At 73.2% G+C, this 26,056-nt stretch carries 29 protein-coding genes; 14 read left to right on the top strand and 15 right to left on the bottom strand.

Going from position 1 to position 26,056, the window contains the following annotated elements; all coding sequences use genetic code 11:
- The first annotated feature begins 29 nt into the window (after positions 1 to 29).
- The 5 genes from ABT106_RS11505 to metC are packed head-to-tail and all read left to right on the top strand — an operon-like array spanning position 30 to position 5,997.
- Positions 30 to 1,244 (top strand): radical SAM protein, encoded by a 1,215-nt coding sequence (locus ABT106_RS11505; RefSeq protein ID WP_351275433.1) that lies wholly within the window; start codon positions 30 to 32, stop codon positions 1,242 to 1,244.
- Between the two features lie 22 nt (positions 1,245 to 1,266).
- Positions 1,267 to 2,535: an ATP-grasp domain-containing protein gene (locus ABT106_RS11500; protein WP_351275431.1), complete on the top strand. Its 1,269-nt coding sequence runs from the start codon at positions 1,267 to 1,269 to the stop codon at positions 2,533 to 2,535.
- Positions 2,532 to 3,473 (top strand): sulfurtransferase, encoded by a 942-nt coding sequence (locus ABT106_RS11495; RefSeq protein WP_351275429.1) that lies wholly within the window; start codon positions 2,532 to 2,534, stop codon positions 3,471 to 3,473. The genes ABT106_RS11500 and ABT106_RS11495 overlap by 4 nt, the downstream gene beginning before the upstream one ends.
- On the top strand, positions 3,470 to 4,762 hold the full coding sequence (locus ABT106_RS11490; protein WP_351275427.1) for an MFS transporter: 1,293 nt from the start codon (positions 3,470 to 3,472) through the stop codon (positions 4,760 to 4,762). The genes ABT106_RS11495 and ABT106_RS11490 overlap by 4 nt, the downstream gene beginning before the upstream one ends.
- Entirely contained in the window at positions 4,759 to 5,997 is a 1,239-nt protein-coding gene (gene metC, locus ABT106_RS11485) for a cystathionine beta-lyase (protein ID WP_351275425.1), read from the top strand. The genes ABT106_RS11490 and metC overlap by 4 nt, the downstream gene beginning before the upstream one ends.
- A gap of 203 nt (positions 5,998 to 6,200) precedes the next feature.
- On the opposite strand, the gene ABT106_RS11480 is transcribed toward metC, so the two are convergent.
- The 3 genes from ABT106_RS11480 to ABT106_RS11470 all read right to left on the bottom strand — a co-directional run bounded on the left by ABT106_RS11480 (position 6,201) and on the right by ABT106_RS11470 (position 9,313).
- Positions 6,201 to 7,091, bottom strand: coding sequence for a class I SAM-dependent methyltransferase (locus ABT106_RS11480; RefSeq protein ID WP_351275423.1), 891 nt, complete (start codon positions 7,089 to 7,091; stop codon positions 6,201 to 6,203).
- A 125-nt stretch (positions 7,092 to 7,216) separates the two neighbouring features.
- Entirely contained in the window at positions 7,217 to 7,783 is a 567-nt protein-coding gene (locus ABT106_RS11475) for a helix-turn-helix domain-containing protein (RefSeq protein ID WP_351275449.1), read from the bottom strand.
- 102 nt (positions 7,784 to 7,885) lie between these two features.
- Complete coding sequence (locus ABT106_RS11470) at positions 7,886 to 9,313, bottom strand: glycosyltransferase family 87 protein (RefSeq protein WP_351275421.1); 1,428 nt, start codon at positions 9,311 to 9,313, stop codon at positions 7,886 to 7,888.
- A gap of 114 nt (positions 9,314 to 9,427) precedes the next feature.
- Between ABT106_RS11470 and ABT106_RS11465 the strand changes: the two genes are divergently transcribed.
- Together ABT106_RS11465 and ABT106_RS11460 are read left to right on the top strand one after the other, a co-directional pair.
- A complete protein-coding gene (locus ABT106_RS11465) occupies positions 9,428 to 10,570 on the top strand; it encodes a molybdopterin-dependent oxidoreductase (RefSeq protein WP_351275419.1) in 1,143 nt (380 codons plus the stop codon).
- Positions 10,570 to 11,010, top strand: coding sequence for a hypothetical protein (locus tag ABT106_RS11460; RefSeq protein ID WP_351275417.1), 441 nt, complete (start codon positions 10,570 to 10,572; stop codon positions 11,008 to 11,010). The genes ABT106_RS11465 and ABT106_RS11460 overlap by 1 nt, the downstream gene beginning before the upstream one ends.
- On the opposite strand, the gene ABT106_RS11455 is transcribed toward ABT106_RS11460, so the two are convergent.
- The 3 genes from ABT106_RS11455 to ABT106_RS11445 are packed head-to-tail and all read right to left on the bottom strand — an operon-like array spanning position 10,966 to position 12,955.
- Positions 10,966 to 11,640: a class I SAM-dependent methyltransferase gene (locus ABT106_RS11455; RefSeq protein ID WP_351275415.1), complete on the bottom strand. Its 675-nt coding sequence runs from the start codon at positions 11,638 to 11,640 to the stop codon at positions 10,966 to 10,968. The genes ABT106_RS11460 and ABT106_RS11455 overlap by 45 nt on opposite strands.
- Positions 11,622 to 12,242, bottom strand: a complete 621-nt coding sequence (locus tag ABT106_RS11450) for a TIGR04282 family arsenosugar biosynthesis glycosyltransferase (RefSeq protein WP_351275413.1) — start codon at positions 12,240 to 12,242, stop codon at positions 11,622 to 11,624. Before ABT106_RS11450 ends, ABT106_RS11455 begins: the two co-directional genes overlap by 19 nt.
- Complete coding sequence (locus ABT106_RS11445) at positions 12,239 to 12,955, bottom strand: glycosyltransferase family 2 protein (protein WP_351275411.1); 717 nt, start codon at positions 12,953 to 12,955, stop codon at positions 12,239 to 12,241. The genes ABT106_RS11450 and ABT106_RS11445 overlap by 4 nt, the downstream gene beginning before the upstream one ends.
- Before the next feature lie 235 nt (positions 12,956 to 13,190).
- Between ABT106_RS11445 and ABT106_RS11440 the strand changes: the two genes are divergently transcribed.
- A complete protein-coding gene (locus ABT106_RS11440) occupies positions 13,191 to 13,763 on the top strand; it encodes a dihydrofolate reductase family protein (protein ID WP_351275409.1) in 573 nt (190 codons plus the stop codon).
- Between the two features lie 66 nt (positions 13,764 to 13,829).
- Here the strand turns inward: ABT106_RS11440 and ABT106_RS11435 are convergent, their stop codons facing one another.
- On the bottom strand, positions 13,830 to 14,894 hold the full coding sequence (locus ABT106_RS11435; protein WP_351275407.1) for an NAD-dependent epimerase/dehydratase family protein: 1,065 nt from the start codon (positions 14,892 to 14,894) through the stop codon (positions 13,830 to 13,832).
- 90 nt (positions 14,895 to 14,984) lie between these two features.
- Positions 14,985 to 15,962, bottom strand: coding sequence for an RNA polymerase sigma factor SigJ (gene sigJ, locus ABT106_RS11430; protein WP_351275405.1), 978 nt, complete (start codon positions 15,960 to 15,962; stop codon positions 14,985 to 14,987).
- Positions 15,963 to 16,159: 197 nt separating this feature from the next.
- On the opposite strand from sigJ (ABT106_RS11430), the gene ABT106_RS11425 reads away from it, so the two are divergent.
- Positions 16,160 to 16,567: a hypothetical protein gene (locus ABT106_RS11425; RefSeq protein WP_351275403.1), complete on the top strand. Its 408-nt coding sequence runs from the start codon at positions 16,160 to 16,162 to the stop codon at positions 16,565 to 16,567.
- 13 nt (positions 16,568 to 16,580) lie between these two features.
- Here ABT106_RS11425 and ABT106_RS11420 read toward each other — a convergent pair whose 3' ends face one another.
- Together ABT106_RS11420 and sigJ (ABT106_RS11415) are read right to left on the bottom strand one after the other, a co-directional pair.
- Positions 16,581 to 17,804: an NAD(P)/FAD-dependent oxidoreductase gene (locus tag ABT106_RS11420; protein WP_351275401.1), complete on the bottom strand. Its 1,224-nt coding sequence runs from the start codon at positions 17,802 to 17,804 to the stop codon at positions 16,581 to 16,583.
- A gap of 115 nt (positions 17,805 to 17,919) precedes the next feature.
- Positions 17,920 to 18,873 carry an RNA polymerase sigma factor SigJ gene (gene sigJ / locus ABT106_RS11415; RefSeq protein ID WP_351275399.1) on the bottom strand — a complete coding sequence of 318 codons (954 nt, stop codon included), beginning with the start codon at positions 18,871 to 18,873 and terminating at the stop codon, positions 17,920 to 17,922.
- A 60-nt stretch (positions 18,874 to 18,933) separates the two neighbouring features.
- Between sigJ (ABT106_RS11415) and ABT106_RS11410 the strand changes: the two genes are divergently transcribed.
- From ABT106_RS11410 to ABT106_RS11400, 3 genes are all read left to right on the top strand, one after another.
- The gene (locus ABT106_RS11410) at positions 18,934 to 19,452 is read left to right on the top strand and encodes a hypothetical protein (RefSeq protein WP_351275397.1); all 519 of its coding nucleotides are present in this window, start codon (positions 18,934 to 18,936) and stop codon (positions 19,450 to 19,452) included.
- Positions 19,449 to 19,889 (top strand): NUDIX hydrolase, encoded by a 441-nt coding sequence (locus ABT106_RS11405; protein WP_351275395.1) that lies wholly within the window; start codon positions 19,449 to 19,451, stop codon positions 19,887 to 19,889. Before ABT106_RS11410 ends, ABT106_RS11405 begins: the two co-directional genes overlap by 4 nt.
- A 119-nt stretch (positions 19,890 to 20,008) precedes the next feature.
- Complete coding sequence (locus ABT106_RS11400; RefSeq protein WP_351275393.1) at positions 20,009 to 20,515, top strand: DinB family protein; 507 nt, start codon at positions 20,009 to 20,011, stop codon at positions 20,513 to 20,515.
- 12 nt (positions 20,516 to 20,527) lie between these two features.
- Here the strand turns inward: ABT106_RS11400 and ABT106_RS11395 are convergent, their stop codons facing one another.
- The 5 genes from ABT106_RS11395 to ABT106_RS11375 form a co-directional block, all read right to left on the bottom strand.
- Positions 20,528 to 20,782, bottom strand: coding sequence for a hypothetical protein (locus ABT106_RS11395; protein ID WP_351275391.1), 255 nt, complete (start codon positions 20,780 to 20,782; stop codon positions 20,528 to 20,530).
- Between the two features lie 167 nt (positions 20,783 to 20,949).
- Entirely contained in the window at positions 20,950 to 21,243 is a 294-nt protein-coding gene (locus ABT106_RS11390) for a DUF7701 domain-containing protein (RefSeq protein WP_351275389.1), read from the bottom strand.
- A complete protein-coding gene (locus ABT106_RS11385) occupies positions 21,240 to 21,707 on the bottom strand; it encodes a RipA family octameric membrane protein (protein ID WP_351275387.1) in 468 nt (155 codons plus the stop codon). The genes ABT106_RS11390 and ABT106_RS11385 overlap by 4 nt, the downstream gene beginning before the upstream one ends.
- Positions 21,704 to 22,087: a hypothetical protein gene (locus ABT106_RS11380; protein ID WP_351275385.1), complete on the bottom strand. Its 384-nt coding sequence runs from the start codon at positions 22,085 to 22,087 to the stop codon at positions 21,704 to 21,706. Before ABT106_RS11380 ends, ABT106_RS11385 begins: the two co-directional genes overlap by 4 nt.
- 158 nt (positions 22,088 to 22,245) lie before the next feature.
- On the bottom strand, positions 22,246 to 23,175 hold the full coding sequence (locus ABT106_RS11375; protein ID WP_351275383.1) for a hypothetical protein: 930 nt from the start codon (positions 23,173 to 23,175) through the stop codon (positions 22,246 to 22,248).
- Positions 23,176 to 23,760: 585 nt separating this feature from the next.
- On the opposite strand from ABT106_RS11375, the gene ABT106_RS11370 reads away from it, so the two are divergent.
- Positions 23,761 to 24,762, top strand: a complete 1,002-nt coding sequence (locus ABT106_RS11370) for a hypothetical protein (RefSeq protein WP_351275381.1) — start codon at positions 23,761 to 23,763, stop codon at positions 24,760 to 24,762.
- 412 nt (positions 24,763 to 25,174) lie between these two features.
- On the top strand, positions 25,175 to 25,822 hold the full coding sequence (locus ABT106_RS11365; protein ID WP_351275379.1) for a hypothetical protein: 648 nt from the start codon (positions 25,175 to 25,177) through the stop codon (positions 25,820 to 25,822).
- Positions 25,823 to 26,056: the final 234 nt, after the last annotated feature.

The raw sequence follows: 26,056 nt of genomic DNA, 5'->3' as shown, positions 1-26,056 counted from the left end.
ACGATTTCCACGGTGATGCTCCGTTCTCGATGCCCTTCAAGGACATCAAGCCCGAGGAGATCCACATCTACCTCGACCTCGACACCAAGGTCGGGAAGAACACCTGCGGTCAGAAATGCACCCACTGTTGGTTCGTCAACTACGAGAAGGTCTACGACAAGTCCTTCGCCATGGAGGAGGGCCCCCGGATCCTGGAGGGCCTCCAGTCGCACGGCTACCACGTCTACCCCCGCTACGTGGACAGCTTCGCCTACGACGGCGAGTTCATGCGGATCTACGGACCGGCCAACAACCGTGAGTTCCGCCAGGAGTCCGACCACAAGCCCACCGAGACGATGGAGAAGGGCGACGCCTGGACCAGCGGCCGCCCGCTGCTCGCCGACAACTCCACCGAGCTGCTCGACCTGGCCTCGGAGAACGGCTACGGCACCATCTCGATCACCTACCACGGCGTGATCGACGAGAACCTCCAGGTCACCGACCACAAGACGTACCCGATCAAGGGCGTGTTCTCCGGCGCGGACACCGAGGAGGTGCTGCGCCGCATCGCCGCCTACAACGAGGGCGTCGACCCCGAGAACGCCTTCCGCGTCAACATCGGCGTCACCGTCGGCCGCCACAACCACGGCCGCACCTCCCTGGAGCGCTACGCCCACTACTTCAACCAGCTGGGCGTGGCCACCGTCCGGTTCAACAACTTCACCGACCACGGCGGCCGCCACCCCGAACTGCGCCTGTCCCGCGAGGAGACCGAGCAGGCGTACCGCGACTTCAAGTGGATCCACGAGTCGGTCCCGCTCGGCTTCCAGCTCGGCGTCAGCGAGGACTTCGGCACCTTCGGCATCAAGGCCATGGGCTTCCCGGCCCACGTCGGCTGGTGCCGGGCCGGCCGCCAGCTGTTCGCCGCCATCCCGGCGCGGGAGGAGGTCCTCTCCGACGGTCCCGAGGGCCGCCGCGAGAAGATCGGCGACGTCGTCGGCTGCGTCAACACCTTCGAACCGCACCTGGGGATCCTGGTCCGCACGGTCACCGCCGGCGAGCCCGACGGGTCGGGCGGGACGGGCGAGCGCCACACGTACGACGTGGAGTTCGACCACGACGAGATCGAGGCGTTCACCGCCAAGCGGCTCTCCGGCACCTACAAGGACGGCTGCTTCGCCACCGAGCTGTCCGAGGAGCTCGGCCTGATCTCCCGCGTCCCCGAGCGGCGCCGCCTGCCGCTCCTCGTCAACTCCCCGTCCTGACCCCGAGAGGAACCCCGCCGCGATGCGCCACGTCCTCGTCTTCGCCAAGACGCCCTACGCCAAGACCCCGTACGACCGGTGGCTGGCCGGCTCGGGGACCGTCCCGGTCATCGTGACCGCCGCCGAGTACGCGGCGGGCTATTCCCACCTCCCGCACGTGCACGCCTTCCCCGCGTACGACACGAACCAGCTGGTCGAGAAGACCGCGCTGCGCCTGGCCCGCGAGTTCGCGGTCGAGGCGGTCTTCGCCCGCGCCGAGGCCGACATCGTGCGGGCCGCCCAGCTGCGCGAGCTGCTCGGCCTGCCGGGCCAGCACACCGCGAGCGCGGTCGCCTTCCGCGACAAGGTGGTCATGAAGGACCAGCTCGCGGGCGGGCCCGTCGACGTACCCGCCTACCGGCGGCTCGACTCGGCGTACACGGCGCTGGCCTTCGTCGCCGAACACGGCTATCCGGTCGTGGTCAAGCCGGTGTCGGAGTCGGGCTCGCTGGGCGCGGCGATCATCCGCGACGAGGCGGACCTCGACGCCTGCCTGGCCAGCCCGTGGCGGGGCACCAGCGAGATCGAGGCGTTCGTGCCCGGCCAGATGTACCACGTGGACGGGCTGGTGGCGGGCGGCGAAGTCGTCTTCGTCCACCCCTTCCGCTACCTCAACGACTGCCTGTCCTTCCGGGACGACGACTGGGTGGCCAACCTCCCGCTCACCCCGCAGGACCCCTCGTACGACCGGCTGGTCAAGGCGGCGCGGGCGGTGCTCGCCGAGCTGCCGACGCCGCCGCAGACGGCCTTCCACGCCGAGTTCTGGATCACGCCCGACGACCGGCTGGTGTTCTGCGAGATCGCCAGCCGCACCGGCGGCGGCATGATCAGCGCGATGGTCCGGCACGCTTTCGGGATCGACCTGGACAAGGAGTGGCTGTACGCGGAGTGCGGCCTGCCGTCCACCCTCGGCGCCCCCGCGTACCGGCCGGCCGGGGCGCTGTGCATCCCGCCGCGGAACGGGGTGCTGGAGCGGCTGCCGACGGACGGGAGCGGCCCGGGTGCCGGGGCGGACGCCGGTGCCGGAGACGGTTCCGGCGCCGAACTGCCGGACTGCGTACGGGAGGTGACGCTGACCGGGGCGGCCGGCCAGGAGTTCCACGGCGGCGTCAAGTCCGGCCTGTTCCTGGCCGGCTACGTGGTCGACGGGGACACGGAGGAGGATGTGGCAGCCAATCTCGAACGCGTGGCGGGCTGGTTCTCCGACAACACCCGGTGGCGGCCCGCCGATTCCTCCGGAGGTACCGCATGAGCGCGACGACACCCCCCGACACCGCCGCCGGGCCGGCCGGCCCGTTCACCGGCCCGCTCGTCGGGACCGAGTGGCTCGCCGCACGGCTCGGGGAGGGCGTCGTCCTCTTCGACGCCTCCGTCGGCGCCCACCGCGGCGCCGCCGCGCGGCTCCCCGGGGCCCGGCCCTTCGACCTCGACGGGGACCTGTCGGACCACACCGCGGCGGCGCCGCACACCATGCCCGGCGCGGAGGCGTTCACCGAGGCCGTGCGCGCGCTCGGCCTGCACGACACCGACACGGTCGTCGTCTACGACGCGCAGGGCGTGTACTCCAGCGCCCGCGCCTGGTGGATGCTGCGCGCCATGGGCTTCGACCGGGTCGCCGTCCTCGACGGCGGCCTGCCCGCCTGGACCGCCGCCGGCCACCCGGTCGAGGCGGTGCCCGCCGCGTACGACGGGCCGCGCGGCACCTTCACCGCCCGGCCCCGGCCGGGCCTGGTCGTGGACGCCGACACCGTCGCGGCCGCCCTCGCCGACCCGGCCGCCGCCGTCCTCGACGCGCGGACCGCCGGGCGGTACGCGGGCACCGCGCCCGAGCCGCGCGAGGGCCTGCGCGGCGGCCACATGCCCGGCGCCGCCAGCCTCCCGTTCGGGGACCTCCAGCGCGACGGCGGCCTGATGCGGCCGGTACCCGAACTGCGTACGGCGTTCGAGGCGGCGGCCGGGGAGCGCCGGCGGCTGTACGTCAGCTGCGGCTCCGGGGTCACCGCCTGCGTCCTCGCGCTCGGGGCGACGCTGGCCGGCTACCGCGACCTCGCCGTGTACGACGGCTCGTGGAGCGAGTGGGGCCTGCCCTCGGACCGCCCGGTCGTCACCGGCGCGGCCGTCGGCACGGCCCCCGTCGCACCGGGCGGTGGTGCGGCCGGCGGGGCCGCGGGCGGGGGCGGCTCGCCGTGACCGCGGGAGGGAGCGGTGCCGGACCCACCGCGAAGTGGCGGATCTTCACCGGCCTGCCCGCCGGCCTCAAGGCCCTGATCGGCCTGTCCTTCGTCGTCGCCCTCGGCAGCTACATGGTCACCCCGTTCATCGGGGTGCTCATGGTCGAGGCCGTCGGCATGGACATCCGGGTCGCCGGGGTCCTGGTGGCCGTGGCCACCTTCATCCAGTTCGGCGGCAGCATCCTCGGCGGCGCGGTCGTGGACCGGCTCGGGCTCAAGCGGACCATGGTGGGCGCGCTCGCCCTGCGCACGGCCGGGCTGGTCCTGCTCGGGCTGGCCGTGAAGGTGCCCTGGGCCGCGTACCCGGCCGTCGTCCTCGTCGCGGCCGGACCGGCGCTGTACCTCCCGGCGAACAAGGCGTACATCGTCACCAGCGTCTCCGACGAACTGCGCCCGCTCTTCCTCGGGGTGAGCAGCGCCGCCCTCAACGCCGGCATGGGGCTGGGCCCGCTGCTCGCCGCGCTGCTGATCGACGCGGACCCGGTCGTGCTGCTGATCGGCCTCGCCGCCCTGTTCGCGCTGATCACCGCGGCCCACCAGGCCGCCCTGAAACCGGTCGCGCGCCGGCCGGCGGCCCCGGTGGCCGGCCCGGGGACGGAGGCGGCCGGCGCCGGGGCGCGGACCGGGAAGCGGGCGGCGCTGCGCGGCGCGCTGCGCCCGGTCCTCTTCACCGGTCTCGCCTTCTACCTGTTCTTCTTCTTCCAGAGCTTCATGGGCCTGTACGCGGTCGGGGTGTCCGACATCCGGCTCCTCGGCTGGGTGATGCTGCTCAACTGCGCCATGGTCGTGGTGCTCCAGCCGGTGCTCGCCGACCGCATCGCGCGTGCCGACTACCGCCGGCTGGTGGTCGTCTCGTTCGCCCTGATGGCGCTCGGCACGGCGGCCATGGCCCTGGGCGGCACCCCGGCCCTGCTGGGCGGCACGGCCCTCTTCACCCTCGGCGAGGTCTTCCTCTTCCTGCGGTGCGACCTGGAACTCGTCGACCGCGTGCCGGACAGTCCCGCCTTCGCCTTCGGCGTGCAGCGGCTGACCGCCGGTATCGGCGGACTCCTCGCGGGCGTCGTCGGCGGATTCGTCTTCGCCCACTACGAGGCCGCCGGCGACCTGGGCGGGTTCTGGCTGGTGGTGGCGGCGCAGTGCGCGGGCGCGGCCCTGCTCGCCCTGCTGCTGGGCGGCCGTCGCCGGGCCGCCGCCGCCGGACCGCCGCTGCCCGAGGCGTCGTCGGCCGGACGGGCGGTGGTCCGGTGAACGGGCCCGCCCGCTCGGGGGAGGCGCTGCCCGAGTCCGTCCCCACGCGGGAGACGCGGTTCGTGCACGCCGCCTCCGATCCGCGCCGGCAGGGCGGTTACGTCAACCCGCCCGTGCACCGCGCCTCCACCGTCCTCTACCAGGACACCGCCGAGATGGACGCCTCCCAGGCGGACCCGCTCAAGCGCGGCCCCCAGGTCTACGGCCGCTTCGGCACCCCCACCGGCCGCGCCTTCGAGGAGGCGCTGACCGAGCTGGAGGGCGGCCACGCGGCGGTGGCCACCTGCTCCGGCCTCGCGGCGATCACCACGGCGATCCTCGCGTACGTCCGCTCCGGCGACCACATCCTCGTCAGCGACTCCGTCTACCTGCCGACCCGCACGTTCTGCGCCTCGCTCGCGGTGCTGGGCGTGGAGACCGAGTACTACGACCCGGCCGCGGGCGGCGCCGCGATCGAGGGGCTGATCCGCCCCGCGACCCGGCTGCTCTACCTGGAGTCCCCGGGCTCCACCACCTTCGAGGTGCAGGACGTACCGGCGCTCACCGCCGTCTGCCGGGCCCGCGGGGTGGCCACCGTCGCGGACAACACCTGGGCCACGCCCGCCTTCTGCCGCCCGATGGCGCTTGGCGCGGGAGTGGACGTGGTGGTGCACTCCGCGACGAAGTACCTGACGGGTCACGCGGACAGCATCCTCGGCGCGATCGTCTGCACGCGGGAGAGCTACCCGGTCATCCGCGGCGCGGCGATCCGGCTCGGCCAGTGCGCGAGCGCCGACGACGTCTACCTCGGCCTGCGCGGGCTGCGCACGCTCGGCGTACGGATGAGCTGGCACCAGGACCAGGGGCTGGAGCTGGCCCGCTGGACCGCGAAGCAGGAGGGCGTGGCGGCGGTCCTGCACCCGGGACTGCCCGAGGACCCCGGCCACGGCCTGTGGCGGCGGGACTTCAGCGGGGCGGCGGGGCTGTTCGGGGTGGAACTGGAGCCGCGGTTCGGCAAGCCGGACGTGGACGCGATGCTCGACCGGCTGCGGGTCTTCGGCCTGGGCCACAGCTACGGCGGCTACGAGAGCCTGGTCGTGCCGGCCGACCCGGTCTCCCACCGCCTGCCGGGCACCTGGGCGGGGCGCGGTCCGCTGATCCGGGTGCACGTCGGCTTCGAGGGCCTGGACGACCTGAAGCAGGACCTGACGGCGGGCTTCGAAACCCTGCTGGGCGGCGGCCGCCCGGCGCCGTGATCCGGCCGGCGGCCAGGACACCACCCGACCGGCCGCCACGGCGCCGTCACGCGACCGGCCGTCAGGAGGCCGTACCGGGACCGGCCCCGCCGCCGCGACGAGCCCGCCCCGGCGTCAGTCGACCGGCCGCAGGGACCGCTCGGAGCGCAGGCCCGCCCAGGCCGCGGTGGCGGCCACGGCGGCGGCGAGCGCGAGGCCCCCGGTCAGGGGTGGGGGATCGGGCGGCGGCGGGCGGTCCAGGCGGTGCGTTCGGTGCGGACCGCGAGGTCCTCGCGGCGCAGGAGGCTGCCGGGGCCGCCGGTGTCGAGCAGCCGGTCCAGGGAGGCGAGGTCCTCGGCGGCCAGGACGGGAGCGGCGGTGTCGCGCAGGCGCCTCAGGCCGCTGAGGGCGTAGCGGCCGACCGCCTCGACGCGGGAGCCGTCGACGTTGACGGTGATCGTGCGCCGGCCCTCGACGCTGAACCCGGCGGCGACCAGCGCGGGCCCCCAGTCGGCGCCGCGGTGCGGTACGTGCTCGGCGTGCCGGCCGGCGAGGGCGGCGTGGCAGCGCTCCTCCAGGCCGGGCCGGTCCTCCGGGGCGTCGCCGGGCAGGAAGCGCGGGAAGCCGGCCAGCTCGACGACGGCGAACAGGCCGCCGGGCGCGAGCAGTTCACGGACCATGCGCAAGGTGCGGCCGGGGTCCGCCATGTGGTGCAGCGAGGCCGACGCCCAGACGAGCTCGGGCCGGCCGAGGCCCGGCCAGTCCGCGTCGAGATCGGCCTCTACGGTGCGCACCCGGTCGGCGAGGCCGAGCTCCAGGGCCCGCTCCCGCAGCCGGCGCAGATGGACGGCGGACGCGTCGACGGCGGTCACCTGCGCCTCGGGGAAGCGGGCCAGCAGGGCGAAGGTGCCGGCGCCGGTCCCGCACCCGAGGTCCACGATGTGGCGCGGGCCCCCGGCGGCGACGGGGAGCCAGGCGGTGAGGGAGGCGGTGTGCCCGGCGAGTACGTCCGCGTCCAGGTCGAGGATCTCCGCCTGGTCGTCGGAGCCGGGGGTGTGCCGGGCGGCGGGGTGGTGCGCGCCGCCGTGGGCCGCGTGGGGAGGGGAGTGGGTCATGCCGCCACGCTAGGAGCACGGTGCCCGGGCGGCACCATGGTTCCCGGGGTGCGCAAGACGAAGGCCCGCCGCGCTGCCGTACGCGCAAGGCCGGGCTTCCGCGGGGCCCGGTGTGGTGCGGGGTGTCAGGTGCCGTCGGCGCTCTGGTGGCCGCGGCGGGCGTCGCGGTCGAAGACGCCCAGGATCTCGCAGGGCCCGCCCTCGGCGCCGATCGCGTGCGGCAGCATCGTGGGGAACTCCACCGCCTGGTTCGTCTCCACGCGCAGGCGCCGGTTGCCCAGCAGCAGGACCGCGGTGCCGGACAGCACGACGAGCCATTCGCGGCCCGGGTGGGCCCGCATGCGCGCGGGGTTGTCGGGCGGCGGGTTCGTCATCCGCTGGCGCACGACGCTCATGCCGGGTTCCGCCTTCATGGACCAGCGCATCAGCCCGCGGGCCGCGTCGATCACCGGGTTGGTGACGACGTCGTCGGCGGCGGTCTCGACGAGCTGGTCCAGGGAGGTGTCCAGGGCCCGGGCGAGGACGACGAGCTGGTCCAGGGCCAGACGGCGCCCGCCGTTCTCGATGCGGCTGAGCGTGGACTGGCTGAGGTGGGCGCGGGAGGCCAGTTCCGCCAGGGACCAGCCCTGCGCCACGCGCAGGGCCCGGATCCGCTTCCGGACCAGCCCGTCCAGTCCGTCCGGCCCGTCCAGTCCGCTCGGCCGGTCCAGTCCGCTCGGCCCGTCCTGTCCGCCCCGCTCGCCCCGCCCGCCCGGTCCGCCGTTGTCTTGCGTCACGGGCAACAGCGTATGCCGTCACCGCACGGCGCCGACCGGCGCCGGAGTTCCCGTGCCGCGCGCCGCGGCCCGCCGCCGGAGCCAGGACGCCACCAGGACGACGGCGGCCGCGGCTCCGTACGCGAGGGTGGCGGGCACCGCCCCGTGGCCGACGGCCGGCCCGAGGACGTAGACGGCGGCGCCGGCCAGGGCCACGCCCAGCCATTCCCCGCGTCCGTCCAGGGCCACGAGCGCGACCAGCAGCAGGGCGTACCAGGAGTAGCCGGGCGTGAGGAGGAGGAAGGCCCAGCCGGTGACCAGGAGGGCGCCGCTCCACGGGCGCCGCGGGTCCCCGCGCCACATCACGTACAGGCACACGCCCGCGACGACGGCGACCAGCACGGGGAACGCCCAGGCCTCGGGGAGGACCAGGCGCAGGAGCGCGTAGCGCGACCCGGCCGAGGCGTCGTCGTAGCCCTCCTCCTCCACGTACCCGCCGAGGTAGCCGAAGACCGAGCCCCGCGAGAGCAGGACGTACGGGAGGTAGGCCAGTACGGCGAAGGCCGCGGCGGGCAGCAGCACGGCCGCCGCGTCGCGGACGCGGCGGACCCCGGACAGGGCGCCGGGGAGGACGACGGCGGGCATCAGCTTCGTGGCGACGGCGGCGCCGATCAGCAGGCCGCCCGCCGCCCGCCGGCCCAGGGCCCGGGAGGCCACGAGGCCGAGTCCGACGACCGCCAGGAGCACGCCCAGGACGTCGACGTGCGCGTTGTTGACGGCCTCGACGGCGACGGCCGGGCACCACGCCCAGAAGGCGGCCTTGCGCGGGTCGTCGCCCCGCCGCCGCAGGATCAGCAGGAGCGCTCCGGTCACGCCGAGGGAGACCAGGCCGGCCGCGGCCTGGAGCGGCTTGTGCCGGGCGCCGGCGGGTGAGAGCCGGTCGACGGCCAGGAAGTACGCCTCGGCGACGGGCGGGTAGAGGGTGGGGACGGCGGGCCGGTTGATGCGGGTGCAGTGGGGGCGCGCGCCGCCGGTGTCCGGGACCGGCGCGAGGTCCGGCACGGGCGCGAGGTCCGGTCCGGCGCAGGCGGCGCCCGTGGGGAACAGCCAGGTGTCGCGCAGCCGCGCCACCGCCGGGTCCTGCGGAGGGTGGTCGTACGGGGAGACGCCCGCGGACTGGACCCGGCCGTCCCAGGCGTAGCGGTAGGAGTCGGTGCTCGTCCGCGGCGGCGCCACCAGCCCGGTCACCGTGACGGCGACGGCCCCGGCCACGACCAGCGGCGTGACGTACCGCGCCGGGACCCGGCGCAGCGCCGCCAGGGCCGCCGCGAACAGCGCCCAGCACACCGCGTACCACCGGAACAGGCCGCCGGGATCGGTGAAGAGGCCGTCGTACCGGATGGTCAGGACGAGGGCGGCGGTGAGGGCGGCGAGGACGGCGGAGGCGAGGACGGTGCGCGGGTTCACCTGCGGAAGCGTTCCACCACGGGGCGCCCCCGAAGGGCCCGACGCCCGGGCCGTCCGCGTTTCGTAAGGTGTCGCGGACCCCCTCGGGCACCTGGCCGGGGGTGTGATGGAGGCATGCGCCCCACACTGCCCCCCGGCCCGCCGGTCACCTTCACCGCGCGGCTCCACGACGCCCGTACCGCGACCACGATCGGCCGCTGGCTGGGGCTCGCCTTCGCCGTCTGCTTCGCGACCGGTGTGCTGAGCCACGTCCTCCAGCATCCGCCGGGATGGCTGGCGGACCGGCTGCCGAGTCGTCCCTACTGGGGCTACCGGCTGACCCAGGGGCTGCACGTGGCCTCCGGGACCGCGGCGGTCCCGCTGCTGCTCGCGAAGCTGTGGGCGGTCTACCCGCGGCTGTTCGCCTGGCCCCCGGTGCGCTCGGCGACGCACGCGCTGGAGCGCCTGTCGGTGGCGGTGCTGGTCGCGGCCGCGCTGTTCCAGCTGTTCACCGGGCTGCTGAACACCTTCCAGTGGTACCCGTGGCCCTTCAGCTTCGTACCGGTGCACTACGCGGTCGCCTGGGTCGTGACGGGCGCCCTGCTGCTGCACGTCGCCGTGCAGTGGCCGAGGATCCGGGACCACTTCACCCCGGACTCCCCCGGAACCCTGGCGCTGCCCGCGGCCGACGGCCCGAACCGGCGCCAGCTCCTCTACGGCGTCGCCGCCGCGGTGGGAGCGGTCACGCTGACGACCGTCGGACAGTCGGTGACCGCGCTCGGCCGCCTGGACCTGTTCGCCCCGCGCAGCCCCGCCCACGGCGTGCAGGGGCTGCCCGTGAACCGTACGGCCGCCGCGGCGCGCGTGACCCGGGCCTCGCTGGCCGGCTGGCGGCTGACCGTGGACGGGCCCCGGCCGTACGCCCTGACGCTGGACGAACTGCGTGCCATGCCGCAGCACGAGGTGACGCTGCCCATCGCGTGCGTCGAGGGCTGGAGCAAGTCCGCCCGGTGGACCGGGGTACGCGTACGGGACCTGCTGGAGCGGGCGGGCGGCGGCCCGGGCGCACGGGCCCGGGTGGTCTCCCTGGAAGCGGCCGGCGCCTACCGGGTGATGGACATGGGCCGCCTGTACGCGCAGGACCCGCTCACGCTCCTGGCCCTGCGCCTCAACGGCGAGACGCTGTCCCTGGACCACGGCTACCCGGCGCGGATCATCGCCCCGAACCGGCCGGGCGTGCTCCAGACCAAGTGGGTCGCCCGGCTGGAGGCCGTGTGATGACGCTGCGACGCGCGGCGGGCGCCTGCGGGCTGCTCCTCATGGCCTGGGGGGCCTGGCTGCTGGTCCGCCAGCCCGAACCGTGGCGTATCGCCCTCTGGCTCGCGGGCGCGGTCGCCGTGCACGACGGACTCGTCGCACCCCTCGTGTTCGCGGTCGGGGCCCTGGCCGCGGCGGCGGGCCTGCGCCTGCGCGGGGTCCCGCGGGCGGCCCTGATCGTCGCGGGCTCCCTGACCGCCGTCGCCCTGCCCCCGCTGCTGCGCCCCGGCGCCGCCGCCAACCCGACCGTGCTGCCGCTGGACTACCTGCGCAACTGGCTGCTGACGATGGCGGCCATCGCCGTCCTGACGCTCCTGTACCTGGGAGCGCGGGCCGTGCGGCGCCGGGCCGGGAGGTCAGCGCCGCAGGTGGACGAAGTGCCGCCCCGCCGCCTGCCATGACCCGTACGGGGCCCAGCCCGCGTCCGCCGCCGCGACGGACAGGGCCCGGGCCCCGAGCCGGGACCACCAGAAGGACGCCCCGCGGCCGCCGTTGCCGTCGTCGACGTACACCTCGACGCGCTCGTCGACGTCGGCCTCGGCCACCTCGACGAGCAGGGAGCCGCCGGAGGCGGTCAGTTCCGAGGTGCGGCGCAACAGCGCGGCGGGGTCGCCGCCGATGCCGATGTTGCCGTCGATGAGCAGGACCGTGCCCCAACGGCCCTCCCGGGGCAGCGGGTCGAACACCGACCGGCACAGCGCGCTGCCGCCCGCCCGCACGGTCCGGGCCACCGCCTCGGGGGTGACGTCCACGCCGAGGGCCTTGTGCCCGAGCCCGGCCAGGGCGGCGACCAGCCGGCCCGGCCCGCAGCCGATGTCGAGGACCGGGCCGGCGCAGCGGCTCAGGACGGTGCCGTCCGCCGCGTCGGGTGCGGCGCACCAGCGCTCGACGTCCAGCGGCAGCAGCCAGCCGTCGCGGCGGCGCAGGTACAGCGGCCCCCGCCCGGTGCGCAGGGCGTCGGCGTACGGGTCGGCCTGCCAGGTGCGGGTGGGCGGACCGGCGAGCCGGGCCGTCACCGGGTCACCGCGCACAGGCCGCAGTGCAGGGCGGCGAAGCGGGTCCGCGGGGCCGCGGCGGCGACCCGTTGCGCGTCGGCCGGGGTGTCCACGTCGCACAGCTCGGGCAGGTCGCGCACCACCAGCCCCGCGTCGGTCAGCCGCGCCCGCTGCACCGCGCCCGTCTCCGGTACGGACATGGGGACGCCGAGCAGCAGCGCCGGGTCGGGGGCGGCCAGGCCCAGCGCCCAGAACCCGCCGTCGTCGGCGGGCCCGAACCAGGCGTCCGCCCCGGTGAAGTCGAGCCCGGGCGCGAGGAGGCCGGGCGTGACCTGCGGGGTGTCCATGCCGATCAGCAGGGCCGGCCCCTGTGCCAGGGCGAAGGCCGCCGCCAGCCGGACGTCCAGGGCGCCCGCGCACTGCGGGACGACCTCGATGCCGTCCGGGACCCATGGCCCCGGCCGCCCGTCCAGGACCAGGACACGGCGCCGGGCCGGGGTGGCCAGGACCGCCGCGAGGGTGTCCTCCAGTGCGGCGCGGGCCAGCCCGGCGGCCTGCCGCGGGGTGAACACCGTGGTCAGGCGGGTTTTGACGCGGCCCGGCACGGGGGCCTTGGCGATGACGAGGAGGGTGCTCACGCGGAAGCCCTCCCGGCCGGCGCGACGGCGGCGCCCGGCGGTTCGGCCAGGACGCGGCGCATGTCCCGTACGGCGTGCCAGGTGCCCCGCCAGGTCCCGGTGACCTTGGACTTTCCCGAGCGGGGCAGGTAGGGGACGTCCGTCTCGGCGACCCGCCAGCCCGCGTCGGCGGCCCGTACGACCATTTCGAGCGGATAGCCGCTGCGCCGGTCGGTCAGCTCCAGACCGAGCAGCGCCTCGCGGCGCGCGACCCGCATCGGACCGAGGTCGTGCAGCCGCAGCCCGGTCCGGCGCCGCAGCATGCGGGCCAGGGCGAGGTTCCCGGCCCGGGCGTGCGCGGGCCACGCGCCCCGCCCGCGCGGGCGGCGCCGGCCGAGGAGCAGGTCCGCCTCACCGGCCGCGACCCGCTCGGCCATCGGGGCGAGCAGACCGGGGTCCATGGAGGCGTCGCAGTCGCAGAAGCAGACCAGCTCGGCGCGCGCGGCGAGCAGTCCGGCGTGGCAGGCGGCCCCGAAACCGCGCCGGGACTCGTGCACCACGGTGGCACCGAGGCGGCGGGCGATGTCGGCCGAGCCGTCGGTGGAGCCGTTGTCGACGACGATGGCCCGCCAGGTGGCCGGCACCCGCGCCAGCACCCAGGGCAGGGCCTCGGCCTCGTCGAGGCACGGCAGTACGAGGTCCGCGCGGGGCGGACGACAAACAGAAGAGGTCACCCTCCACACGGTAGGAACCGCAGGGCGGGGAAAGGGGCTCGGAGACCTTACGAAACGCGGACGCTGTCGGAGACCGCCGCGGCGGACCGGGCGAGAACGGCGGGATTCCGCGGGACCGATGAGTTTCCAGGTGATCCGCGGTCGGAGAACATGACGGGGCGCGGCACCGCTCGCGGGCCCCGGCCGCGCACCGACCGATCGCCGGGACACAGGCACGAGACACCGAGGAACCACGATGCGTACCCTGATCAGCACCGCCTTCATCTCCCTCGACGGCGTCATGGAGGCCCCGGGCGGCGAGCCCGGCTACCGGAACTCCGGGTGGACCTTCAAGGACGTCGAGTTCCTCCCCGAGGCGTTCGACATCAAGGGCCGGGAGCAGAGCGAGGCCACCGCGATGCTGCTGGGCCGGACCAGCTACGAGGCGTTCAGCCCGGTGTGGCCGGACATGGCGGACTTCGCCGGCTACAAGGTGATGCCGAAGTACGTCGTCTCCACGACGCTCACCGAGGGTGAACTCGTACCGGGCTGGGGCGAGACCACGATCCTGCGCTCGCTCGACGACGTCGCCGCGCTGAAGGAGACCGAGGGCGGCCCGGTCATCGTCCACGGCAGCGCCGCCCTGAACCGGAGCCTCTCGGACGCGGGCCTGATCGACCGGTACCACCTGCTCGTCTTCCCGCTCCTGCTCGGCGCGGGCACGCGCCTGTTCAGCGCCACGGACAGGGACACCCAGAAGCTGCGGCTCGTCGAGCACGAGGCGTACGCCAACGGTTTGCAGAAGAACGTCTTCGACGTCATCCGCTGACCGGGGGGCGTCCCCCGGCCCGGCCCTGCCCGGCCACCGGCCCGGCTGAGCCCGGCTGAGCCCGGCTCAGCCCGCGGCAGCCGCCGACGTGCGCTGGCCGGCTCGCGCGAACCCGGCCATCCCCTCACCGAACCCCACCTGCGGACGCCAGCCCAGCTCGCGGCGCAGCCGGGCGGAGTCGGCGGTGACGTGCCGTACGTCACCGAGGCGGAACTCGCCCGTGACCACCGGGGCCGGCCCGCCGTACGCCGCGGCCAGCGCGGCCGCCATCTCGCCGACCGTGTGCGGATCCCCGCTGCCCGTGTTGTACGCGGTCAGCGTCCCGGGGGCCAGGCCGCCGACGGCCCCCAGGGCCACCGCGTTCGCCGCGGCCACGTCGCCGACGTGGACGAAGTCCCGCCGCTGCGCGCCGTCCTCGAAGACCCGCGGTGCCTCGCCCCGGGCCAGCGCGGACCGGAAGAAGGAGGCCACCCCGGCGTACGGGGTGTCGCGCGGCATGCCCGGCCCGTACACGTTGTGGTAGCGCAGCGACACGGCGCGGCCTTCCACGCAGCGGGCCCAGGACGCGGCGAGGTGCTCCTGGGCCAGCTTCGTCGTCGCGTACACGTTCCGCGGATCCGTCGGCGCGTCCTCGCCGACCAGGCCCGGCGCGAGCGCGGCCCCGCAGTCGGGACAGCGGGGCTCGAACCGGCCCGCCGCGAGGTCCTCGGCCCGGCGCGGCCCGGGGCGCACCGTCCCGTGCCGCCCGCAGGTGTACCGGCCCTCCCCGTAGACCACCATCGACCCGGCGAGCACCAGCTCCCCCACCCCGGCGGCGGCCATCTCCGCCAGCAGCACCGCGGTCCCGAGGTCGTTGCACCCGACGTAGGCGGGGGCGTCCGCGAAGTCCTTCCCCAGGCCGACCATGGCCGCCTGGTGGCACACCGCGTCCACCCCGCGCAGTGCGGACCGGACGGCGCCGGCGTCCCGTACGTCCGCGCGCAGGAACTCCGCGTCCGGCGGGGCCGGCGGGTCCGGGTGGGCGGCGGGCAGCAGGGCGTCGAGGACGACGGGCTCGTGCCCAAGTGCCGTGAGGGCGTGGACGATGTGGGAGCCGATGAACCCGGCTCCTCCGGTGACGAGTACGCGCATGCCGGGGACGGTACGCACGGCTCCCGTGCGAAGGCGGTTCCCACGCGCGGACGTAAGACTTCCGTCAGGAGGGCGCCCTCTTCCGTCCGGTCAGCCCCTTCCGTCCTGCCCGTCCTGCCCGTCCTGTCCGTCCTCGGTCCACGGGCGGAGCTTCTCCGGGTTGCGGACCGCCCAGATGCGGGTGATGCGGCCGCCGGCGAGGCTGAACGCGGCCACGGTCACGGTGACGCCGGCGTGCTGGGCGACCAGGCCGGGCCGGCCGTTGACCGTCCGTTCCAGGAGGGTCAGTCCGGGGGCCTTGGCGGCGATGTGGACCAGGTACCGCGCGATGGCCCCGCTGCCTTCGACCGGGCGCAGGACGGTGCCGACCAGGCCGCCGCCGTCGGCGGTCATCGTGGCCCCGGGGTCGAGGAGGCCGACGAGTGCCTTGATGTCCTGGGCCTCCCACGCCTCCTTGAAGTCCCGTACGAGACCGGCCTGTCCGGCCGACGGAACCACCGGGGTGTGCGCGGCGCGCATGCGACGGCGGGCCGAGGACGCCAGTTGCCGGCAGGCCGCGGGGGTCCGGCCGACGATCGCGGCGATGTCGGCGAAGGGATAGCGGAAGACGTCGTGCAGGATGAACGCCACGCGTTCGGCCGGTGTCATCGACTCCAGAACGACGAGGAAGGCCATGTTCACCGACTCGTCCAGGGTGATCCGGTCGGCGGGGTCAGCCGACGCGGCGCCGCCACCCGCCCGTCCGCTGATCCACTCCGTGCGGTCCGGCAGCGGCTCGGGTATCCACGCGCCGACGTACCGCTCGCGCCGGGCCCGCGCCGAGCCGAGCACGTCCAGGCAGATGCGGCCGGCCACCGTCGTCAGCCAGGCACCGGGCGATTCGACGGCCTCCCGGCGCTGCGGCGACATCGCGTACCAGCGGGTGTAGGTCTCCTGCACGGCGTCCTCGGCCTCGGCCAGGGAACCGAGCAGCCGGTAGGCGAGATTGATCAGCTGGCGCCGCTCGTCGACGATCGTGCTCAGGCCCGGTTCGAGCCCGTCGTGCCCTGCCTCGGATGGAGTCCTCATGGTCCTGTCCGCTCCCTGGTTCTTCTCGTCCGCTTCGGCTCTCGCTACTCCGACGAAACACCTCACCGGATGGTGAGGTCCACGCGGCGCCTCACATTTCGCGGGCCCACGTCGTCGGACCGGCGAGACGGTGACCGTCCACAGCGACGGTCCACCGTGACGATCCACCGCCGCGAGGCAGAACAGGGGGCCGCGCCATGGCCACGCAGACGACGGCAGTACCGGGCCGGTTCACGTTCCTCCAGGCGGCGATAGCCCTGCAGACCGCCGCCCTCTTCTTCCAGGCGGCCACCGCCGGACTGCTGCTGTCCTCGTCGTACGGCGCGACCCTGCACGACGTCGGCTCGCGCGTGATGTACGGCGCCTCGATGCTGTACGTACTCGTCGCGGTCCTGGCATGGCGGCCGGGCGGCGGCCCGGCCCGCCCCGCCCTGTACGCGACCGGTTTCCTCGTCCTGGCTTCGGCGCAGGTGGTGCTGGGCATCGCGCACGTACCGTCGCTCCACGTCCCCCTGGGCATCCTGATGTTCGGCCTGAGCGTGCTGGATCTGGGCCGGGTGCTGTCCACCGCGCGCTCGGCGGGGCGCCCCGCCGAGCGGCCGTGACCGTCCGGTGCGCTCACACCGTCGGCGCGGCGGGCGCCTGCGGCCGTACGGGGCTCGGCGCCTGCGGGCGTACGACGCGCCGGCGCCGGGTCGGCAGGCCCAGCGTCGGGTGGGCTACGCCCCAGGCGGCGCCCTTGCAGATCAGCTCCTTGTAGAGGGCGGCCACGCGGCCCGTCAGGGCCCGGTCGACCGCGCGGTCGTCGGCGGTGACGAACTGGATCAGCCCCTCCGCGCGGCCGAGGGAGACGCACTGCTGGGCGTAGCGGATGGAGACCCGGGGCACCTCGGTCCCGGCGAGCCGGGCCGCGAGGGCGTCGGCGGCCTGCCAGGCCATGGGGATGCCCGAGGCACACGACATGCGCAGGGGGCCGCCGCCCGGACCGGTCGCCATCGCCGCGTCGCCGACGGCGTACACGTCCGGGTGGGAGACCGAGCGCATCGTGGTGTCGACGACGATCCGGCCGTGGCCGGTGGTCTCCAGGCCGGTGGCCCGGGCGATCGGGTGGACGGCGAAGCCGGTGGTCCAGACGGTGACCTCGGCGGGGAGGGTCCGGCCGCCGGCGGTCGTCACGCCGTCCGCCTCGACGGCGGTGACCTCGGTGTGCTCGTGGACCGTGATGCCGAGCGTGTCCACCACCCTGCGCAGGTGGGCGCGGCCCTTCGCCGAGAGCCAGTCGCCGAGGGCGCCGCGGGCGGCCAGGGCGACGTCGAGGTCCGGGCGGGCCTCGGCGATCTCGGCCGCGGCCTCCAGACCGGTGAGGCCGCCGCCGACGACGACCACGGGCCGGCCGGAGTCCAGGGCGGCCAGGCGCTCGCGGAGGCGGAGGGCGCCGGGCCGGCCGGAGACCTCGTACGCGTGCGCGGCGGCGCCGGGGACACCCCCGTCGTCCCAGCCGCTGCCGAGCGCGTAGACGAGCGTGTCGTACGGGACTTCCTCAAGCCCCCCGGCCCGGGGGCCGTTCGCGGCGGCGACCGTCACCGCCTTGCGGTCCACGTCCACGGCGGTGACCGCTCCGAGCTTCAGTTCCACGCCCGTGCCCGCGAACATCTCGCCGAAGGGACGGGGCCTGAGGTCCTCGCCGGCCGCGAGCTGGTGGAGCCGGACGCGCTCGACGAAGTCGGGCTCGGCGTTGACGAGGGTGAGGGTGACGTCCTCGCGGCGCAGCCGCCTGGCGAGGCGGCCGGCGACGATGGCGCCGGTGTAGCCGGCTCCGAGGACGACGATGCGGTGCTGCATGTCCGTGCTCCTGTCTGGGCGGGGGCCGCCGTGGTCCGGCGTGGTTGCGCCCCTTGAACCGGACAGCCCCCCGATCCCTGACAGGTGCCGGAGGTGACCTGCGTCACGCCGGGGTTCAGAGGGTGTGGAGCGGTGCCTCTCCGCGGTCCGCGGCGGCCCAGTGCCCGGTCGCGCGGACGAGCTTGTCGGGGTTGGCCTGGCTGCGGACCGCGGCGACGCCCTCCGCCGTGACCTCCAGGCAGATGACCCCGACGACCCGGCCGTCCACGACCGCCACGATGGCGGGCCCGCCGTTCGCGGTGGTGGCGTAGATCCCGGCCGCGCCGCCCACATGGGCCCGCTTGGCGGCGCCGGGCTTGAACATGCCCCGCAGGAACGTGGCGACCGCGAGCGCGCCCTCGAACCCCTTCGCGCGGGCCGGCACCTTCCCGCCGCCGTCGCCCACCGCGACGGCGTCCTGGGTGAGCAGCCGCAGGAGCGGTTCGGTCCGGCCACTGGTCGCGGCGGCCAGGAACTCCTCGACGATCCTCCGGGCGGCGCCCTCGTCCACCTCGGCGCGTGCCCTGCGTGCCCTGCCGTCCGCGATGTGCTTCCTGGCCCGGTGGTAGGTCTGCTGACTGGCGGACTCGGTGATCTCCAGGACCTCGGCGATCTCCCGGTGCGGGTAGTCGAAGGCTTCGCGCAGCACGTACACCGCCCGCTCGCCCGGCGACAGGCGCTCCAGCAGGACGAGGACGGCGTACGACACCGAGTCGCGCTGCTCGGCGGTGTCGGCCGGTCCGAGCATCGGGTCCCCGGCGAGCAGCGGCTCGGGCAGCCACTGCCCCACGTACGTCTCGCGCCGGGCGCGCGCCGAAGTGAGCACGTTGAGACACCAGTTGGTGAGCACCTTCGTCAGCCATGCCTCCGGCACCCCGATCCGTCCGACGTCGGCCGCCTGCCAGCGCAGGAACGTCTCCTGCACGGCGTCCTCCGCCTCGCTCGCGGAGCCGAGCAGCCGGTAGGCGATGGCCTCCAGCCGGGGCCTGGCCGCCTCGAACCGGTCCACGTCACTCATGATCAGGGCCATGCCGGCGATCCTAGGGTGTGCCGCACGGAACAGCACCGAACCAGACGAGCAGGTAACCGTATGACGACGATCGTCCGCCTGTGGGAGGACTTCGTACTTCCCGTCGGAGACGCACTCCACTGCGCCGACGGATACTCCTGTGCCGTCGCCCTCGACCCCGGCGCGCCGGGCGGCGTGCGGGTGGGTGCCCCGTTCGACCTGGACGACCTGCTGCGGCGCGACCCGTCGTGGGTGTCCTCGGTCGACGGACTGACCGCGGTGGACCTCGGGAGCGGGGGGCTGCTGTGGGGCGGCGAGGGTTCGCACGGGTCGGAGGGCTTCATCGCACGGCTGACCGCGGACCGTGCCCTCGTCTGGGCGATGTTCTTCGCGGAGTCCAACCCGTTCGACCGCATCCGGCTGTCCCGGAACACCGCCACCGCCACCGCCACCTTCACCTCGACCGCGGGCTACGCGATAACGGTGAACGCGGACGATCCCCGCACCCCACCCCCCGGGCTCCGCCGGCACCCGCGCCCGTGGACGGCGGCCGGCTGCTGCACCGAGACCGTCACCGAGCAAGGAGACAGAGCGAAATGATCGAACGAGTCCGAGCCGTCCTCGTCACCGCGGACGACACGATGCTGGTCATCCGCCGGACCAAGCCCGGAACCCCCGTGTACTGGGTGCTGCCCGGCGGCGGGGTCGAGGAGAGCGACGCGTCCCGGGAGGCCGCTCTCCACCGGGAGATCCACGAGGAGATCGCGGGGAAGGCCGGCATCGTCCGCCTCCTGCACACGATGGAGTCCGACGCTGAACGTCAGCTCTTCTACCTCGCCCGCATCACGACCTGGTCCTTCGAAGACCGCACCGGCCCCGAGTTCAGCGCCGAGGGCCGCGGCGCATACGCGCTGGAGGAGATCCCGCTGACCGTGGAAGCCCTCGACGGCATCAACCTCAAGCCCGAGGAGATCGCCCACGTCCTGCGCGGCGCCATCGGCGCCGGCACGCTCAGGGCCGGGGCCGTGGTCAGGTAGCGCTGCGTCAGCTGGTGTCGTAGGGCTGTCTCGGGCTGTCTCGGGCCGGGTTGTCGGCAGGTCGGGCCCGCCGCTAAATGCCTCGACATCGGGCGCGGCGATCGGGGACGCTTCGCGCGATGACAAGAATCGACGACACGCCGCCCGCGTGGGACGAGCGCACCCAGCTCACCACGTTTCTCGACTACGCACGTGACACCGCCCGCGCCAAGTGCGATGGCGTCTCGGTGGCGAACGCCCGCAAGGCGCTCCTGCCGGGCTCACCGCTGATGACCATGAGCGGACTGATCAACCATCTCCGCTGGGTCGAGTACTACTGGTTCCAGGTGGTCTTCCTCGGCGAGGAAGACCAAGGCCCCTGGACCGAGGAGGACCCCGACCGCGAGATGCGCATCGCCGTCGACTTCCCGCTCACGCAGTTGCTCGACGCATACGCCGAACAGAGCGCCCGATACCGCGAACTGGTCGCCGGGAACAGCCTGGACACCCAGGCCAAGGGAGCCGTCCGCGACGGCCTCCATGTCGACCTGCGCTGGATCCTCCTTCACCTCACCGAGGAGACAGCCCGCCACAACGGCCACCTGGACATCCTGCGCGAGATGCTCGACGGCACGACCGGCGACTAGCTCCGGCGGAGATCACGGGCGAAGCCGGACTGACGACGCCGTCGCCGTTGTGGCCTTCACGCCGGCTCCCCGGTCGCCGCCTCTAGCCCTCGCTTGCTTGTACCAGGTGAGGGTCACGGTGACGCCGCCGACAGCCTTGTCCCGCGCGTACTGCGGCAGTTCGGCGTTGTCGAACTCACCGGTCTCGAAGGCATTGGACGTGACGGAATCAAGTTCCCGGAAGGCGGCAAGGATCCGTGCCTTGGCCGGGTCCTCCCCCGACTTCACCGGCTCGGCCGACGGCTTGGCGGACGCGATGAGGGCCGGTTGTGGTCGCGCCCTTCGCACCCTCTTGGGAGCTGGAGGAACAGCCGGGGTGTCTGACCGCATCCAGCCCTTCCGTTGAAGTGCGCTGGCCTCAGGGAGGTGTCCGCTGTGTCAGACCGGCGCGCGGTCTACCTACCGCGCATCTGGCGGGCCGCTCTGCGGATGGCTTCCGCATACGGGGCATCGAAGGCGCGAGTCTCTGGCGTCAGGTCCTGGAAGGGAACCAGTGCCTCGTGGGAGCTGTCCACTGACTGCATCCAGGCAGACCAGGCATCATGGACATCTTCGTCGGCTACCTGCTCCCCCTTGGCTTTCAGCAGTACGGCGTACATGCGGAACAGGTCGGCGGAGTCCTCAGGAGGCTCAGCTTCCGGGGGGAGACAGGACCGGATCAGGTGGGCGAGCGGATCGAGGTAGGTCACACGGTCAGTGTGCCCACAAGCAGAAGCACATGCGCTGCCACGAACACCAGAGGAACGACGCGTTCGGAGTCCCCGAGCTCGGCGTAGCGCTTGCGCCAGCCGGTGATCGGATCCGTCTTCAGCTCCTCCCACTCGTCAGCGAAGATTTTGACCGGGAGGCGTTCTTCGATCTTGTTGATGCCCTTGAACTTCGCGGTGTTGAGGTCCCGGTAGCTGCGTAACTGCAGCCACCAGGTAGCCGACAGAGTGACGCCGGCGAGAGCCACCGCCACCGGCGCCCACCAGGGAGACTTGGCGAGCTCCGGAAAGCCGAAGCCGACCAATGCCACGAACGTGGTCTGCACCGACAGGAAGAAGGCATTGGCGGTTCCCCGGCGAGCGGAGACGCGGTCGGCCATCTCGACGGCGAGTTTGTAGAGCTCGAGGACCTCTGCCCGCTCGATCGGTTCAGGGGGATTCGTCACCGCCCGCCTCCGACCAGGGTCTTGAGGTTCTCCCAGGTCCACTCGTAGATCTTGTCGCTGGCCTTCGCCGTGGTCGTCTTCTTGCCGGTCTTGCCGCTGTACCCGTTCAGGAGGAAGTAGTCGATCTTCTCCCCCTGGGCGGTGCCGAGTTCGCTGGCCACACCGACGGCCTTGTCCGTGTGCTCACCGCAGATGACGACGACGATGTCCGACGCCCTGATCCTGGCGCGAGCCTTGGCCTTCCAGTCCGGCGAGGCCACCTTGACAGACCAGTCATGGATTTCGAAGGGTGAGTCGGGGTTCTTGGCCTGCCCGATCAGGAGGTCCTTGAGGGCCTTGTCGTAGTCAAAATCTAAACGGACGAACACTCGCTTGGCCACCGGCGTTCCTTACTCCGAATGGATGTACGTGCGCGCATCGTAAGGGTCGGTACTGACAACAGTCATCGGAACGGAGACTCTTCGAAGCGGAACAGGAACCTCCCTGCCGGGCGGCGGCCGTACGGCCGCCGCGCGCAAGTGGCCCGAGGTGTTCTGCGTCAGGCGTTGTCTCGCTGGAGGGGAGATGCTCTGGTCACTGGGCCCAGGGACAGCCTGCCCAGGACCGGTTCCAGTTCACGCCTGACCAGTCGGCGCAACGTCCAGACCATGCGAATCCTCGGCACTACCGGATCGAATCGGTTGAAGGTTGCATTCCAGTTCTCATCGAAAGAGACGATGCCTTTCAACCCCAGCTCCCAGCGCTGACCTTTGGCCCGGGGCAGCGGCGGCGGGAAGGCCGGGAGCTCAGGCAACTGCGGCCACACCCCGGTGTCCTCCTGCGCCGACCGCAGGACGTACCCCTGTGTGACAGCCTTGCCGAAAGCGGCATAGTCGGCCGGGTCGCCATAGACCAGGAGAACCAATCGGGCGGGAGGGATCGTCCGTAGGGCTTCTGTGAACTCCCAGACCGTTCCCGGTCCCGGAGCCGCAGTCATCATCACCACGTGGGCACCCTGGATCATCTCGCTGACGGTGTCCTGCCAGTTGTCGATGGGAAGGTACCCCCGCTTCGCTCCGAGCTGAGGGAGCCGCTCGCCTGGTTGGCCGACTGCGATCACGCGGCCGAGGCCCTTGAACTGCCTGACGAGGAAGTCCTCTTGTGTCAGCCCGGGTATCTCGAATGGAGAGCGGGTGAAGGCACCTGGGGCTTCGGGCACGGGTGAGGCCATCAGTGCGTCGAGACCGAAGGGGCGTAAGTAGAGGACATACGGCTCCCCAGAGAGATTCCCGAAGGAGCCGACGGTTCCGGACCGGTGGCGTCTTCCTCGGATGATGAGGCGAAAGCTGCCATAGAAGAGTGCAGCCCCAGCCACACAGACGGACAGTATGATCAACAGGCGCAGCCAGAGGGAGAGGTGCGCTATGCCTTCATCCGGTTTGTAGATGAGTGACTTCCACAAACCGCCGCCACTGAACATCATGGTCATGCCGATAGGGCCGACTATCCAACCCAGCCCAGTCAAGGTACGCCCTCGGGCCGTGCTCTGTGCCGACCGAGCCGGTAAGCCTTTATCGCACCGCGTCTCCACCCTGTCCCCCGCCCAGTCAGGCTGACGCCTCTCCAGCGAACAGCAAGTGTGAGGGCGGCGTGCGACGAGTGGCAATAGCGCCACCGTTCGCCCGCCACGCGAGCCGCTCGCTCCCGGAGGTCTTGGGCCTCGGGGGCTCCGTTGTACCGCCGCAGGCGGACGCGCGCGTCCTGGAGCGCGGCCTGGACCTTGACGGAGCGGATGCCGTCCGCGCAGTCGAGGGAATCGCGCCAGGTGGCCATGACTCCGTCGACGTCGCCTTGGCGCAGGCGTACGCCGCCGCCTCCGCTCCGCTCGGCTCGGCTCGGCTCGGCCTGGACGCAGCCACCGGAATCTGGTCCGTGCCCGTGCCTGTCATCCGTGGTCGGTCGTCATCCGCAGGGTCAACTGCCCGTCATTACCCCTGAGGTAATCGTTTTCTCTGGCGCCCTCGAAGAATCTTGATCCATCGAAGCGATCAAGCGATCACGAACGGGGAACGACATGAACATGCGGCGGTACACGCGCACCGGAGTGTTCGCGGCGGCCACTCTCCTCGCAGGCCTCACCATCGGTGCCACGCCGGCCACCGCCACCGCCGAGGGCGGCGAGTGCGCCGAGGTCCGCGAGAAGGTAGACCGGCTCGAAGGGCGGATCACCCCGAACGCCTGCGCCTTCATGAAGCGGCAGATCGTCTTCGGCGAGGCCCCCAGCCTCCAGACCTACCTGGACATCTTCGACGAGGAGGCCAGCCTCTGGGAGGCCGGCGGCAAGCCCCAGCGCGGCCACGAAGTGATCGGCGCCTCGATCAGCAACTCGCTCCGCCTTGTGCCGGACCTCCGCTACCGCGGCACGAACGTGGTCGCCGACGGCGCCGTGATGATGTTCGGCCAGCAGAACACGGTCACCCTCAAGGGCCACAAGGTCAGCTACCCGCAGATCGCCCGCAACGTCCTCGGCGATGACGGCAAGACCATCCAGGCCCGCCGCTACTACGACCGCTACGAGCTGTTCCGGGTCTTGCCCGAGTCTCAGCGGCCCCGCCCCCTCTTCGCCGGCATCGCCGACCCGGCCGGCCCCGGCCCGCGCGGAGCGGCCCCCGGCCGGTTCCACGCCCAGGAAATCCCCGCCCGTCTCGCCGCCTGGAACAGCGGGGACGCTGCCGCGCTGGCCGCCCGTACCGGCAACGCCAAGCTGGCCGGACCTGGCCTGGACCGGTCGCTGACCACCCAGAAGGGCAAGACCGCCTACCTGCTGCGGCTGTTCGAGAACGCCGACGTCGAGTTCAAGGCGGGCCAGGTCGCCTTCGGCCGCACCACCACCTACATCGAGTGGCATGGCACGATGACCGCCTCCAACGGCACCGACTCCAAGGGCACTGACATCCCCTTCGGGATCGTCGAGCGCATTGGTCCGAAGGGCGAGTGGGAGCTCTCCTTCGACACCCTGCCGGTGATCGCGGACGCGGACGAGATCCGCGGCCTGTTCAAGGCCCTCGCGAGCTAGGGGCGGCCGTGCACCGGCCGCTCCCCGAGCCGGCCTCCGGCCCGCCGGAACAACGCCGGTTCAGTACGGACGAAGGACGCCGGTGGGGAGACAACGAAGCAGGCCCAGGTCGCTGACCTGGGCCTGCTTCAAAGAGCGGATGACGGTAATCGAACCCGCGCCATAAGCTTGGGGATTCCCGCTCCGTGGAGCGTGATCACGCCTTTGAGCTGCGTGTTTGCAGAGATCGGCGACCGGCGTGCAGACCTCCGATGCCGCGTGGTCGATGCTGATGCCGGTCTTGTGACTGGTCCTGTCGACGGCGCCTTTGGCGTTGTGATGTCAGATGCCGGGTTTGACGACGCGTGGCCGGACGGGGACGCGCCTGGCCGGCATGAGGGAGGCCAGGACCCGACGGTACTAGCCTGTCCCGATGGGACTCGACATCACCGTTCTCATGGTCGACTGGGAGCACCTGGCGCGGATACCGGCGGAGGACAGGGTGACCGTACTGGGCGATGCCACCTGCCCCGACTTCTGCTGCGAGGCGTGCGAAGACGCCGACTACGCCGTGACGGGCGGCTTGGTGTGGCAGCGGCAGGTGTCCTGGTGCGCCGAGTACCGGTTCCACGGAACCACCGGTTCCTACGGCTGGCATCCCCGATTGGGCAATGCCTGGGAGGACGTCCGGACCTCGGTGGCGCCCGAACTGCGCGACGCCCTGGACCACTTCCTGTGCGGTCTGTTCTGGGACGACCCGGACGACCTCACGGGGATGGACCCCACGGCCGCCGAGGAGGAGGAACGGCCCGCCGCGCGCGGCTTCCCCGACGACCCCGCTCCGTGGCGCCCCCGGGTGCTCCTGCTCAGCGCCCCCGACGAGGTGTCGCAGCTGGTCCGCTCCTGGCAGGTGGCCGCGCCCCGGCTCGAGGAACTGCGCGGGCCCTTCGAAGCCGAGGCCGCCGGCTGGGCGGGCCGGCCCGCCGGCTTCGACGCCGCCGCAGCGCTGTTGCGCGAATGGGGCGACGTGGTCAGGGAGGCCGCCGCCCGGCGATGGGGCCTGGTCGGCCTCCCCTTCTAGGCCACCCTGGCCTGAGGCCCATCAGAAGGCGCATCATCCGAGGAGAGGGCGCAACCCGGCCAGCGTGAGCCCTGTTTGCGGATCGGGTTCGACACGGGCCGCGCGAATGACGCAGGGCCCGGCCTCCAGGTCGAATCGGATGGAACGACTGGTCCCGGCACCTGCCAGAACACCTCTGACTCCGCCGCCGACCGCAGGCCGCGCAGGGTCAAGTGGTGCGCAAGTGGTGTGGGA

The sequence above is a fragment of the Streptomyces sp. NPDC002044 genome (assembly GCF_040296725.1).
GTDB classification, from domain to species: Bacteria; Actinomycetota; Actinomycetes; order Streptomycetales; family Streptomycetaceae; genus Streptomyces; species Streptomyces antarcticus.
Note: the sequence above shows the minus strand (reverse complement) of the source record. Positions and strands in the feature narration are given on the sequence as shown.